Origin of the sequence: Streptosporangium amethystogenes (assembly GCF_000721075.1) — a bacterium.
GTDB classification, from domain to species: domain Bacteria; phylum Actinomycetota; class Actinomycetes; order Streptosporangiales; family Streptosporangiaceae; genus Streptosporangium; species Streptosporangium amethystogenes.
This window is the reverse complement of record NZ_JOEQ01000026.1, coordinates 95,433-108,588: the sequence shown is the minus strand read 5'-3', so window position 1 is coordinate 108,588 and position 13,156 is coordinate 95,433. Positions and strand designations below refer to the sequence as shown.

The following is a 13,156-nucleotide window of genomic DNA, read 5'->3' as shown; positions in this document are numbered from 1 at the left end:
AGGCAGGTTGGACAGGGTTGTGCTTCATGCACTGGCTTTTAACACACTGTTGAGTTCTCAAGAAACGGACGCGTACACCGTCGTCCCGATCAGTACTTGGCCGGAACGCCCGGGGCGCTCTGCTTCTTACTTAAATCCTACCGCTTGTCAAGACCGTGTCAAATTGCTAGCTCTCAGCTATTTGTCACAAACCCTGCAGGCTCACTAGGATTCTCTTTGCCCCGCTTCCGGAGCAGCTCCCTGAACCTACCGTGTCATCCGGGCCACAGCGAATCAACCGGTTTTCCGGTGATCTACATGGAGTCCGAACCCTCAAGTTCGTTCAGTGGAGTGTCCCTGGGGCCCGTCCGCCGACTCAGGCGTCCGGCTCGCTCCCGGGGCATTGAAAAGATTATGCCCCTCCCGGAACATCGTCAAATCAGCCACCCTTGGTAAAATCGCAGGTCAGAGGGGTTGCTTAAGGAACCAAGGGAGGTTCGCTACCGGAATGTTACGCACTGGGACAGCGAACGCCCCGGCCAAAGCCGGGGCGTCCATCCCTCGTAATCATCGCCTTTACCTGGCGGAAGAGCAGGTCGACAGTGTGGGAGGGGTCAGGCCTCGACGATCTCGACGCCACCGACCGAACGCTTGCCGCGGCGGAGCACCAGGAAGCGTCCGTGGAGCAGATCATCGGCCGACGGCACGTACGCCTCGTCGGTGACCTTGGTGTTGTTGAGGTAGGCGCCGCCCTCCTTGACGGTGCGACGCGCCTCGGACTTCGACTTGACCAGGCCACTCTCGGCGAGCAGGTCAACGAAGGACGCTCCCAGTGCGGGAACCTCGGCACGCGGCACCTCGGCGAGAGCCTCCCCAAGGGTGCGCGCGGGCAGCTCCTCCAGAGAACCCTGACCGAACAGGGCCGCCGAGGCGGCGATCACCGCGGCGCACTCGTCGGCACCGTGCAGCAGCGTGGTGAACTCCTCCGCGAGTGCCCGCTGGGCCTCACGCGCGGCGGGCCGCGCGGCGGCGGCCTTCTCCAGCTCCTCGATCTCCTCACGGGACCTGAAGCTGTAGATCTTGAGGAACTTCACCACGTCCCTGTCGTCCGAGTTCAGCCAGAACTGGTAGAAGGCGTACGGCGAGGTCATCTCGGGGTTGAGCCAGACCGCGCCACCGGCGGTCTTGCCGAACTTGGTCCCGTCCACCTTGGTGATCAACGGCACGGTGAGGGCGTGTACATGGCCACCCGTCACCCGGCGGATGAGGTCGGTCCCCGCGGTGATGTTGCCCCACTGGTCGCTGCCGCCGATCTGGAGCGTGCAGCCGTAGCGCCGGTTCAGCTCCAGGTAGTCGTTGGCCTGCAGGATCTGGTAGCTGAACTCGGTGTAGCTGAGCCCCTCTCCCCCCAACCGGGCGGAGACCGACTCTCGGGCGAGCATTCGGTTGACCGGGAAGTGCTTGCCGACGTCACGCAGGAAGTCGATCGCCGACATGCCCTCGGTCCAGTCAAGGTTGCTGACGAGGATGCCGCCCGTCTCCGCCGAGAAGTCGAGGAACTTCTCCAGTTGGACACGGATCCGCGCCACCCATTCGGCCACGACCTCGGACGAGTTCAGCGAGCGCTCGGTGCTCCGGCCGCTGGGGTCGCCGATCAGGCCGGTCGCGCCGCCTACCAGGCCGACGACCCGGTGACCCGCCCGCTGCAGGCGGGTGAGGGTCAGCAACGGGACCAGATTGCCGACGTGCAGCGAGGGCGCGGTCGGGTCGAAGCCGCAATAGACCGTGATCGGACCCTCGGCCATCGCCCCGCGCAGGGTGTCGATGTCGGTGGACTGCGCGATCAGGCCGCGCCAGGCGAGGTCATCCAGAATGTCGGTCACGATCCTTGCTTTCCAATGCTCGAAGGGACATTTAGCGCTCTTGTACACCCTGCCCGATCGCGGCACCGTCGCGCCACTCGAAACCTATCCTCGATCGCGAGTCGACCAGCGGGGAAGCGAGGAGGAGCGCACGGGTGGCCTACCGGCGGCGCGGTACGTGCGGGCGATGGGGCGAGACGGTGGGGTCGCCGTCGATCCAGAACCGCCAGGGTGTCTCCTTCCCCGACGAGACCCCGGTGCGCGGCCCCGACCGGACGGATGCGGCCACGACGGGTTCGCCCTCGATCACGGAGAGCGAGCCCGGGACGCAGACATCGAGTCCGTTGTGCTCCAGGGTGAACCCGAGCGCCACGGCCAGACGTGCCGGCCCCCTGGCCAGATCGACTTCCCGGACGACACGGGCGCTTCCCGCTCTCCGGCGGGCCATGGCGGTCCCGATACCGGAGATCACCTCTCCGGCCCTGAGCAGTATCCCGGCCCCCGTCCCCTCGGGAAGGCAGGTGAGATTGGCGCAGAAATGCATGCCGTAGGTGAAATAGACGTACAGGTGGCCCGGCGGGCCGAACATCACCGCGTTGCGCGGTGTCCGGCCCCGGTAGGTGTGCGACGCGGGGTCCTCACCCGGCAGGCCGTACGCCTCGACCTCGGTGAGACGCAGCGCGACCGGCCCGTGCACGAGTACTCGTCCCAGCAGGTCCGGAGCGATCTCGTGGGCGGGCCGGTCGAAGAAGTCGCGCGCCAGCGGCACGGGCGCGGCGAGCGAGTGCCCGCCGTGCTCTTCAGCGGGCATCAGTTCCCGATCGCCCAGGCCGCCTGGGCGTCGACGATCTCGCGGAGCGCGACGAGCTGGTCACGGACCCGGTCTGGCGCCGTACCGCCGTGTGCCTTGCGGGCGGCCAGCGCACCCGGCACCGAGAGGACCTCGCGGGAGTCAGGGGTGAAGTGCGGCGAGACCTTGGCCAGTTCGTCGTCGGTGAGTTCGCCGAAGTCCTTGTCGTTGACCTGGCACCAGACGACCAGGTGCCCGACCGCCTCGTGGGCCTCGCGGAAGGCGACGCCCCTGCGGACCAGCAGCTCGGCCAGGTCGGTGGCCAGCGCGAACCCGTCGGGGGCCGAAGCCTCCAGCTTGGCGGTGTTGACGCGCATGGTCGCGACGAGCCCGGCCATGGCGGGAAGGACGAGCAGCAGGCTGTCGACGGAGTCGAACACCGGCTCCTTGTCCTCCTGCAGGTCCCGGTTGTAGGTCAGCGGCAGGCCCTTGAGCGTGGTCAGCAGCGACATCAGGTTGCCGATGAGGCGGCCGCTCTTGCCCCGGGCGAGCTCGGCCACGTCGGGGTTCTTCTTCTGCGGCATGATCGACGAGCCGGTGGAGTAGGCGTCGTCCATCTCGATCCAGCGGAACTCCTGCGAGGCCCACAGGACGATCTCCTCGCCCAGCCGGGACAGGTGCACGCCGATCATCGCCGCGTCGAACAGGAACTCGGCGGCGAAGTCACGGTCGGCGACCGCGTCCATCGAGTTGGGCGCGGCGGAGTCGAAGCCGAGTTCCCTGGCCACGGCCTGCGGGTCGAGCGGCAGGGAGGACCCGGCCAGCGCCCCGGAGCCGAGCGGGGAGACGGCCGCGCGCCGGTCCCAGTCGCGCAGCCGCTCGATGTCGCGAGCGAAGGCGTGGACGTGCGCCAGGAGCTGGTGGCCGAACGAGACCGGCTGGGCGTGCTGCAGGTGGGTCATGCCGGGGGCCGCCGTCTCGGCGTGCTCCTCGGCCTGGCTCATCAGCGCGGTCTCCAGCTCCACCAGCCGGGACACGATGTGCCTGACGTGATCGCGGAGGTAGAGCCGCAGATCGGTGGCGACCTGGTCGTTGCGGCTGCGACCTGCTCTGAGCTTGCCGCCGAGCGTGCCGAGGCGTTCCAGCAGGCCGCGCTCCAGCGCGGTGTGGACGTCCTCGTCGGCGACGGTCGGCCGGAACTCGCCCTCCTTGCAGGCTCGCTCCAGGTCGTCCAGGGCACCGAGCATGCGTGCCAGCTCGTCGTCGGTCAGCAGGTTCGCGCGGTGCAGCACCCGGGCGTGCGCGCGCGAGGCCAGCAGATCGTACGGCACCAGCCGCCAGTCGAAGTGCACGCTCACAGAGAGCCTGGTCAGCGCGTCGGCCGGACCTCCTTCGAACCGGCCGCCCCACAGCCGCATCGGCTTGCCACTATCAGTCACCGTTGTTCTCCCTCCCCATTCAATCCGCGACCTTAGCCCACTCAGCCCAACCGGGCGTCCCGGGCGGAGGCAATCTTGGAGGGAAGGCTCCACAGCTCGACGAAGCCCTTGGCGAGGGACTGGTCGAAGGTGTCGCCGGTGTCGTAGGTGGCGAGGTTGAAATCGTACAGCGACGCCTCCGAGCGCCGGCCGGTGACCGTGGCCCGGCCGCCGTGCAGGGTCATCCGGATCTCGCCGGTGACGTGCTCCTGGGCCTCGGCGACGAAGACGTCCAGGGCCTTCTTGAGGGGGGAGAACCAGAGGCCGTCGTAGACGAGCTCGCCCCAGCGCTGGTCCACCGACCGCTTGAACCTGGCCAGGTCGCGCTCGACCGTGACGTTCTCCAGCTCCATGTGCGCGGTGATCAGGGCGATGGCGCCCGGTGCCTCGTAGACCTCACGGGACTTGATACCGACGAGCCGGTCCTCGACCATGTCGAGGCGGCCGACACCCTGGGCGCCCGCGCGCTGGTTCAGCTCGGCGATGATCTGGAACGGGGTCAGGTGTCGCCCGTCCAGCGCCACCGGGACGCCCTTGACGAAGCTGATGATGACCTCGTCGGCCTCGCGCGGCTGGGCGGGGTCGGCGGTGTAGGAGTAGACGTCCTCGATGGGCCCGTTCCAGATGTCCTCAAGGAAGCCCGTCTCGACGGCCCGGCCCCAGATGTTCTGGTCGATCGAGTAGGGGTTCTTCTTGGTGGTCTCGATCGGCAGGCCCTTCTCCTCGGCGTAGGCGATCGCCTTGTCCCGGGTCCACGCGTAGTCGCGGGCCGGAGCGATGACCTTGAGCTCGGGGAAGAGCGCGGCCAGGCCGGCCTCGAACCGGACCTGGTCGTTGCCCTTGCCGGTGCAACCGTGCGAGACGTGGGTGCCGCCGAACTCCTTGGCCGCGGCGGCCAGGTGCTTGACGATCAGGGGCCGCGACAGGGCGGAGACCAGCGGGTAGCGGTCCATGTAGAGGGCGTTGGCCTGCAGGGCGGGCACGCAGAAGTCGGTGGCGAACTCCTCGCGGGCGTCCACGACGACGGACTCCACGGCGCCGCAGTCGATGGCCCGCTTACGGATGATCTCCATGTCCTCGCCGCCCTGACCGACGTCGACGGCGACCGCGATCACCTCGGCACCGGTCTTCTCGGCGAGGAAGGGGATGGCCACGGAGGTGTCGAGGCCGCCGGAGAAGGCGAGTACGACCCGGTCGGTCATAATTGATCACTCCAAGTTATTCATTCGTCACAGATCTCAGATGGTGCCAGGGTCGCCCGCCCGAGCGGGCTACATACGTCGGTCGGCGTGCCTGAGAAGCCCCTCTGCGACCGCGGCCCCGCCCACCGGGTCACGGCTGATGACGAGGATCGTGTCGTCTCCGGCGACCGTGCCGAGGATGGACTCCCAGTCGGCGTGGTCGATGGCGGAGGCGAGGAACTGTGCGGCGCCCGGTGGCGTGCGGACGATGACCAGGTTGGCGGAGGCCTCGGCCGAGACGAGGAGCTCCTCGGCGAGCCGGCTGAGCCGGGCGGCCGGGGACTCGCCGGTGCCGAGCCTGGCCAGCCTTATCCGGCCGCCGCCCTCACCGGGTAGGGCGTAGACCAGGGAGCCGTCCTCGGCGCGCAGCTTGAGCGCACCGAGCTCGTCCAGGTCCCGGGAGAGGGTGGCCTGGGTGACCTCGACCCCGCTCTCCAGCAGGAGCTTGGCCAGCTCCGGCTGGGATCTGACGGGTTGCCGCTGCAGCAGGTCGGCGATCCTGGCCTGACGGGCGACCTTGGTCATCGGGATCGTCACGCGACCACCCCGCCCCCCGGCGCGTCCGGACCGCTCACCGAGATCAGCCAGTGCAGCAGGGCCTTCTGGGCGTGCAGCCGGTTCTCGGCCTGGTCCCACACCAGGCTCCGCGGGCCGTCGAGGACCTCGGCGGAGATCTCCAGCTCGCGGTAGGCGGGCAGGCAGTGCAGGATGATGGCGCCGGGCGCCGCCCGGTCCACCAGCGCGGCGTTGACCTGGTAGGGCATGAGGTCGGCGACCCGCTGTTCCTTGCCGTCCTGCCCCATGGAGACCCAGGTGTCGGTGGCGAGGACATCCGCGCCCGCGGCGGCCTCGGCCGGGTCGGCGAGCACGGTGACCGATCCGCCGGTCTCCTCGGCGACCTTGGCGGCCCGCCGGAGGATCTTCGGGTCCGGCAGGTACCCGGCGGGGGCGGCGATCCGCACGTGCATGCCGGCGACGGCGCCGCCGAGCAGGTAGGAGTGGGCCATGTTGTTGGCGCCGTCCCCGAAGTAGGCCAGGGTGAGTCCGGCGGTCCTGCCGAAGTGCTCCCTGACGGTCTGCAGGTCCGCGAGGATCTGACAGGGGTGGAACTCGTCGGTGAGGGCGTTGACCACCGGAACCGAGGATGCCGAGGCCATGGCCTCGACCCTTTCCTGGCCCGAGGTGCGCCACACGATGGCGCTCACCTGACGCTCCAGGACCCGGGCGGTGTCCTCGATCGACTCACCCCGGCCCATCTGGGAGGAGCCCGCGTCGACGACCAGGGGAAGGCCGCCGAGTTCGCCGATGCCGACGGCGAAGGAGACCCGGGTGCGGGTGGAGGGCTTGTCGAAGAGGACTGCGACGGTCTGCGGGCCCTCGAAGGGACGGTAGCCGTAACGGTCCTTCTTCATCGCCTCGGCCAGGTCGAGCACCTGTGCCTGCTCGGCGGACGAGAGGTCGTCGTCCTTCAGGAAGTGCCTGACGGGCGCCTGCGCGGAGAGGTTACTGGGCATCGGCGGCCTCGTCGAGGATGGCTGGGAGCGCGGCCACGAAGGCCGCGACCTGAGCGGAAGTGATCACCAGCGGCGGCGCGAGCCGTACCACGTGAGGCTGGAGGGCGTTGACCAGGAAACCGGCTCGCCGCGCGGCGGCCTGGACGTGGGCGGAGCGGTCGCCGGTCAGCAGAACGGCCAGCCACAGACCTCTGCCCCGGACACCGGCGAGCAGCGGGTGGTCGATCGCGGCGATGCCGTCGGCGAGTTCGGCCCCGACGGTACGCACGTGCTTCAGCAGACCGTCGGTGTCGATCGTGTCGAGCACGGCGAGCGCCGCGGCGGTCGAGACGGGGTTGCCGCCGAAGGTGGACCCGTGGTCGCCCTGGGCGAAAACCGTGGCCGCCGCGCCGAAGCCGACGCAGGCGCCGATCGGCATACCTCCGCCAAGGCCCTTGGCCAAGGTGAGCACGTCGGGCAGGATGCCTTCGTGCTGGTGGGCGAACCAGTGCCCGGTGCGGCCGATCGCCGACTGGATCTCGTCCGCGACCAGCAGCGCGCCTGCGGCGTCGCAGATCTCCCTGGCCGCTGTGAAGTAGCCCTCGGGTGGGGGCACGACCCCCGCCTCCCCCTGGGTGGGTTCGAGGAAGACCGCGGCGCACTCACCGGTCACCGCGCTCTTGAGCGCGTCGGCGTCACCGTACGGCACGAAACGCACGTCAATCGGGAATGGCCCGAACTGGTCACGGATGGAGAGTTTGCCGGTCAGGGCGAGCGCGCCGAGGGTCCGGCCGTGGAAGGCGTTCTCGGCGGCCACGAAGTAGTTGCGGCCGTTCGACTTGCCGTACTTGATGGCGAGCTTCAGCGCGGCCTCGTTGGCCTCGGTGCCGGAGTTGGCGAAGAACACCTTGGCGGGGGCGCCGAGCAGACCGAGCAGGCGCTCGGCGAGCAGTACCTCGGGCTCGTGCAGGAAGAGGTTGCTGGTGTGGGCGAGGGTGGCGACCTGCCTGGAGACGGCCTCCACCAGCGCCGGGTGGGCGTGGCCGAGCGAACTGACCGCGATGCCGCCGATCAGGTCGAGATACTCGCGGCCGTCGACGTCCCAGACCCTCGTGCCCTCGCCTCGGGCCAGTGCCACCGGGGGCACCCCGTAGTTGGCCATGAAGGCGGCCTCGAAGCGCGTGGTGAGTGCCTCTGTGGCGGGACTTTCCTGCGGGCTCACGTGTCGTTCCCCTTCAGCTGGGCGGTGACCGGCGCCGCGGGGGCGTCCGGCAGCACCATGGTTCCGATGCCCTTGTCCGTGAAGATCTCCAGCAGCACCGAGTGAGGCACCCTGCCGTCGAGTACGTGGGCCTGCGGCACGCCCCCCTGGACGGCGGTCAGGCACGCCTCCATCTTGGGGATCATGCCGCTGGACAGGGTCGGCAGGAGCTTCTCCAACTCGGTGGCGGACAGCTCGTCGATGACCTCGTTGTCAACGGAGTCGGGGCTCCAGTCACGGTACAGACCCTCGACATCGGTCAGGACGATCAGCTTGGACGCCTGGAGCGCCACGGCGAGCGCGGCGGCGGCGGTGTCGGCGTTGACGTTGTAGACGGTGCCGTCCTCACTGCGCGCGACCGAGGAGATCACCGGGATCCGCCCGTCCCCCAGCAGCGCCCGCACGGCTCCGGCCTCGACGTTGACGATGTCGCCGACCTGGCCGATGTCGACGCTGGCGCCGTCGACGACGGCGTGCTTGCGCACGGCGGTGAACAGGTGGGCGTCCTCACCGGACATGCCGATGGCGAACGGCCCGTGCCTGTTGATCAGACCGACCACGTCGCGGTTGACCTGGCCGACGAGGACCATCCTGACGACCCGCATGGCCTCGGGTGTGGTGACCCTGAGCCCGGCGGTGAAGGTGGACTCGATGCCGAGCAGGTCGAGGTGGGCGTTGATCTGCGGGCCTCCTCCGTGCACGATCACCGGCCTGAGCCCGGCGTAGCGCAGGAAGACGACATCGGCGGCGAACTTCTCGCGCAGGTGCTCCTCGGTCATCGCGTTGCCGCCGTACTTGATGACGACGGTCGCACCATGGAAGCTGGCGAGCCAGGGCAGTGCCTCGATCAGCGTGGTGGCCTTCGCCAGGGCCTCGGTCCGCCTCATGAGGAGTACGCCGAGTTCTCGTGGACGTACTCGGCGGTTAGGTCGGTGGTGTGGATCGTCGCCGAGTGCGGGCCCGCCGACAGGTCGATGATGATCGTCACATCGCGCGGGGTGAGGTCGACCTTGGAGCGGTCGTCGCCCGCGGCACCGCCCCGGCAGATCCAGATGCCGTTGATGGCCACGTTGAGCCGGTCGGCCTCGAAGACGGCGTCGGTGGTGCCGACGGCCGACAGCACCCGGCCCCAGTTGGGGTCCTCTCCGTGGATGGCGCACTTGAGGAGATTCGATCGGGAGACGGTACGCCCGACGGTGACCGCGTCCTCCTCGGAGACGGCGCCGACGACCTCGATGGCGATCGCCTTGGAGGCGCCCTCGGCGTCCAGCAGCAGCTGGCGGGCGAGGTCGGCGCAGACCGCGAGGAGGACCTGCTCGAACTCGGCGAGGTCGGGAGTGATACCGGAGGCGCCGCTGGCCAGCAACAGCACCGTGTCGTTGGTGGACATGCAACCGTCGGCGTCGAGCCGGTCGAAGGTGACCCGGGTCACCTTGCGGAGCACCTCGTCGAGCCGCTCGGCGGGCAGGTCGGCGTCGGTGGTGATCACCGAGAGCATGGTGGCGAGGCCCGGGGCGAGCATGCCCGCGCCCTTGGCCATGCCGCCGACCATGTAGCCGCCGGCGCCCTTCCTGAAGGAGATCTTCGAGACGGTGTCGGTGGTGCGGATGGCGTCGGCGGCGGCCAGCCCGCCGTCCCTGGCTAGCTGGGAGACCGCGAGATCGACCCCGGCCAGCAGCGGCTCCATCGGCAGGCGCTCACCGATCAGGCCGGTGGAGCAGACCGCGATCTCGCCGGCCGAGTCTCCCAGTGCCTCGGCGACCTTCTCCGCGGTGGCATGGGTGTCCTGGAAACCCAGCGGCCCGGTGCAGGCGTTGGCGCCGCCGGAGTTGAGGACCACCGCGTGGACCCGGCCCCCGGACAGCACCTGCGCGGACCACAGGACAGGCGCGGCCTTCACCCGGTTGGCCGTGAAGACTCCCGCCGCGGCGCGAGAGGGGCCGTCGTTGACGATCAGTGCCAGGTCGCGGGCGGCACCGGACTTGATTCCGGCGGCGACACCCGCCGCCCGGAAGCCGAGGGGGGCGGTCACGCTCATGGGGCGACTCCATTGAGAGGAAGGCCTAGCTCTTCCGGCAGGCCGAGGGCGAGGTTGGCGCTCTGGATGGCCCCGCCCGCCGTTCCCTTGGTCAGGTTGTCGATGGCGACGACGGCGACGACGCGGCCCGCACGCTCGTCCAGGACGACCTGGAGGGCGGCGGTGTTGGCTCCGAGAGTCATCGAGGTCGCGGGCCACTGGCCCTCGGGGAGCAGCCGCAGGAACGGCTCGTCCTTGGTGGCGACCTCGTATGCCTCGCGCAGGACCGCCGGAGTGAGCCCCGCTCTGGCGGGCGCGCTGCAGGTGGCGAGGATGCCGCGGCTCATCGGCGCCAGCACGGGGGTGAAGGAGACGGTGACCGGCTCACCCGCCAACGGGGAGAGGTTCTGCTCCATCTCCGGGGTGTGCCGGTGGACGCCGCCGACGCCGTACGCGCTGGCCGAGCCCATCACCTCGCTGCCCAGGAGGTTCGGCTTGGGCGCACGGCCCGCTCCGCTGGTGCCGCTGGCGGCTACCACCACCACGTCGGGCTCGACGAGGCCGGCGGCGAAGGCGGGGAACATCGCCAGGGTGACCGCCGTCGGGTAACACCCGGGCACGGCGATCCTGGAGGCCACGCGCAGTTCCTCACGCCGGCCCGGCAGCTCGGGCAGCCCGTACGGCCAGCTGCCGGCGTGGGTTCCGCCGTAGAAGTGCTCCCAGGCGGCGGGGTCGGTGAGCCGGAAGTCGGCGCCGCAGTCGACGACGAGGGTGCCGTCACCGAGTTGCTCGGCGACGGCGGCCGACTGGCCGTGCGGCAGGGCGAGGAAGACGAGGTCGTGGTCGCCCAGGGTCTCCGGGGTGGTCTCCAGCAGGATCCGGCCGGCCAGCGGGGTCAGGTGTGGTTGGTGGGCACCGAGCGCCGTGCCGGCGCTTGAGGCCGCGGTCAGCGCGCCGATCTCGATGCCGGGGTGGGACAGCAGCAGGCGCAGGAGCTCACCTCCGGCGTAGCCGCTGGCACCCGCGATCGCCGCTCTCATCGGCCCCCCTGATTTCTGCATGTTCATACACACTCACTCATGCTCTTGCTAGAGAGATTATGCATCTCCAGGGATTGTCATGCAAGCCGGTTACGCGGAGGTTACCGGCCCACGAGATGCCCAGAGCAGCGGAAAAGTCACAAAAATCATGCTTTTTGGCTCGCGATTACAGGGAGAGGCAATTAGTTGCGTTTCGGCATTGTTGCGCATACCTACCGGTCAGTATCGTGGCGACCTCCGGTCCTTCCACCCTTCGGGAGTGCGAACGTATGACTGTCACCCATGACCAGGTCCAGGCCCAGCTCACCGGTCCCGGACAGCTTTTCGAGATGGACGAGGTCCCCGGCCACGGCGGGACCGTCAAAACCTGGAAGCACGCCCCCCGCGACTTCCGGGCGCTCCTTGAGACGAGCCGGTTTCACGGCGACAAGATCTTCCTGACGTACGAGGACGAACACATCACCTACGAGGAGCACTTCAGGCGGGCGGCCACGCTCGCACGGCGTCTGGCGGACGAGTACGGCGTGGCCAAGGGCGACCGGGTCGCCATCGCCATGCGCAACTACCCCGAGTGGGTGATCGCCTTCTCGGCCGCGCTGGCCATCGGGGCGATAGCCGTTCCACTCAACGCCTGGTGGACCCCGCAGGAACTGGAGTACGGCCTGTCGGACTCCGGCGCCAAGGTGCTGATCACCGACGGCGAGCGGGCGGCCAGGCTCACCGGCCTGTCCCCGGCCCTGATCGTGACCCGCGGCGAGGTGCCCGAGGGCGCCCGCGCGTTCGAGGACGTGATGGGCGAGGTGGCGGCGGACGTGACGCTGCCGCCGGTCGAGCTCTCCCCCGAGGATCCGGCGACGATCTTCTACACCTCTGGTACCACGGGCCGCCCCAAGGGCGCGCTCGGCAGCCACCGCAACATCGGGCAGTCACCCATGACCGTCGCCTACAGCATGTACCGCAGCGTGGTCAAGGCCGGCAGGGACCCGGGTGAGACGGCGGGACAGCGCCGCGTCACCCTGCTCACCGTTCCGCTCTTCCACGTCACCGGCTGCTTCGCGGTGATGACCACCACCATGTTCAGCGGAAGCGGCCTGGTGCTGATGTACAAGTGGGATCCGGGTCGCGCGCTTGAGCTGATCGAGCGCGAGAAAATCACGGGGCTCACCGGCGTACCCACCAACGTATGGCAGCTCCTCTCCCACCCGGACCTGGACAAGCACGACATCTCCAGCCTCAACGCCCTCAGTTACGGCGGTGCTCCCGCCCCGCCGAAACTGCTGGAGCGCATCACCGAGCAGCTGCCCACCCGCGCCCCCTCCAACGGGTACGGCATGACCGAGACCACCGCACTCGCCATCAACAACGCAGGCGACGACTACCTGGCCAAACCCGACAGCATCGGCCTGCCGATGGCCGTGGTCGAGGTGAAGATCGCCGATCCGCTCGGCGACGAGCTACCGGTCGGCGCGGTCGGCGAGCTCTGCCTGCGCGGACCGAACATCATCCTGGGCTACTGGAACCGCCCCGAGGCCACCGCCGAGACCTTCGTCGGCGGCTGGCTGCACACCGGCGACCTGGCCAGGGTGGACTCCGAGGGGTTCGTGTTCATCGTGGACCGGGCCAAGGACATGGTCATCCGCGGCGGCGAGAACGTCTACTGCGCCGAGGTCGAGGCCGCCCTGTTCGAGCACCCGGCGGTCGACGACGCCGCGGTGATCGGCATCCCCCATGACGAGCTGGGCGAGGAGGTCGGCGCGGTGGTGCGGCTGTCGTCCCCGGCGACCGCCGAGGAACTGCGGGCCTTCCTGCGCGAGCGGATCGCCCCCTTCAAGGTCCCGGTCAGGTTCTGGGTGCGTGACACGGAACTTCCCCGCAACCCCGGCGGCAAGATCCTCAAAACCCACCTGCGCAGGGAGGTCCTGGGCTCCTGACGCCCCCCGCGTTCGACCCGGCGGTGACCTGCGCGGAAAATGAGTTGCCCCCGCGCAGGTCACC

General features: G+C 69.2%; 11 protein-coding genes. 1 reads left to right on the top strand and 10 read right to left on the bottom strand.

Translation table 11 applies throughout. The annotated features are described in order from the left end of the window. Positions 1–593: 593 nt before the first annotated feature. The 10 genes from tyrS to argC form a co-directional block, all read right to left on the bottom strand. Complete coding sequence (tyrS, locus tag IG98_RS0130815; RefSeq protein ID WP_030920097.1) at positions 594–1,862, bottom strand: tyrosine--tRNA ligase; 1,269 nt, start codon at positions 1,860–1,862, stop codon at positions 594–596. A 139-nt stretch (positions 1,863–2,001) separates the two neighbouring features. Next, a complete protein-coding gene (locus tag IG98_RS0130810; protein WP_051753192.1) occupies positions 2,002–2,652 on the bottom strand; it encodes a DNA-3-methyladenine glycosylase in 651 nt (216 codons plus the stop codon). Further along, positions 2,652–4,070, bottom strand: coding sequence for an argininosuccinate lyase (argH, locus tag IG98_RS0130805; RefSeq protein ID WP_245651784.1), 1,419 nt, complete (start codon positions 4,068–4,070; stop codon positions 2,652–2,654). Before argH ends, IG98_RS0130810 begins: the two co-directional genes overlap by 1 nt. 41 nt (positions 4,071–4,111) lie before the next feature. Then, positions 4,112–5,311 (bottom strand): argininosuccinate synthase, encoded by a 1,200-nt coding sequence (locus tag IG98_RS0130800; protein ID WP_030920087.1) that lies wholly within the window; start codon positions 5,309–5,311, stop codon positions 4,112–4,114. Between the two features lie 69 nt (positions 5,312–5,380). Next, positions 5,381–5,875 (bottom strand): arginine repressor, encoded by a 495-nt coding sequence (locus IG98_RS0130795; RefSeq protein ID WP_030920083.1) that lies wholly within the window; start codon positions 5,873–5,875, stop codon positions 5,381–5,383. An 8-nt stretch (positions 5,876–5,883) separates the two neighbouring features. After that, positions 5,884–6,864, bottom strand: a complete 981-nt coding sequence (gene argF, locus IG98_RS0130790; RefSeq protein WP_030920080.1) for an ornithine carbamoyltransferase — start codon at positions 6,862–6,864, stop codon at positions 5,884–5,886. Beyond that, positions 6,854–8,005: an acetylornithine transaminase gene (locus IG98_RS0130785; RefSeq protein WP_051753198.1), complete on the bottom strand. Its 1,152-nt coding sequence runs from the start codon at positions 8,003–8,005 to the stop codon at positions 6,854–6,856. Before IG98_RS0130785 ends, argF begins: the two co-directional genes overlap by 11 nt. 56 nt (positions 8,006–8,061) lie before the next feature. Further along, complete coding sequence (gene argB, locus IG98_RS0130780; RefSeq protein ID WP_037971678.1) at positions 8,062–8,991, bottom strand: acetylglutamate kinase; 930 nt, start codon at positions 8,989–8,991, stop codon at positions 8,062–8,064. After that, positions 8,988–10,142, bottom strand: a complete 1,155-nt coding sequence (gene argJ / locus IG98_RS0130775; protein ID WP_030920071.1) for a bifunctional glutamate N-acetyltransferase/amino-acid acetyltransferase ArgJ — start codon at positions 10,140–10,142, stop codon at positions 8,988–8,990. The genes argB and argJ overlap by 4 nt, the downstream gene beginning before the upstream one ends. Further along, positions 10,139–11,161, bottom strand: coding sequence for an N-acetyl-gamma-glutamyl-phosphate reductase (gene argC / locus IG98_RS0130770; protein WP_030920068.1), 1,023 nt, complete (start codon positions 11,159–11,161; stop codon positions 10,139–10,141). The genes argJ and argC overlap by 4 nt, the downstream gene beginning before the upstream one ends. Positions 11,162–11,430: 269 nt before the next feature. Here argC and IG98_RS0130765 point away from each other — a divergent pair, with 269 nt between their 5' ends. Continuing rightward, positions 11,431–13,092, top strand: coding sequence for a class I adenylate-forming enzyme family protein (locus IG98_RS0130765; protein WP_030920065.1), 1,662 nt, complete (start codon positions 11,431–11,433; stop codon positions 13,090–13,092). Positions 13,093–13,156: the final 64 nt, after the last annotated feature.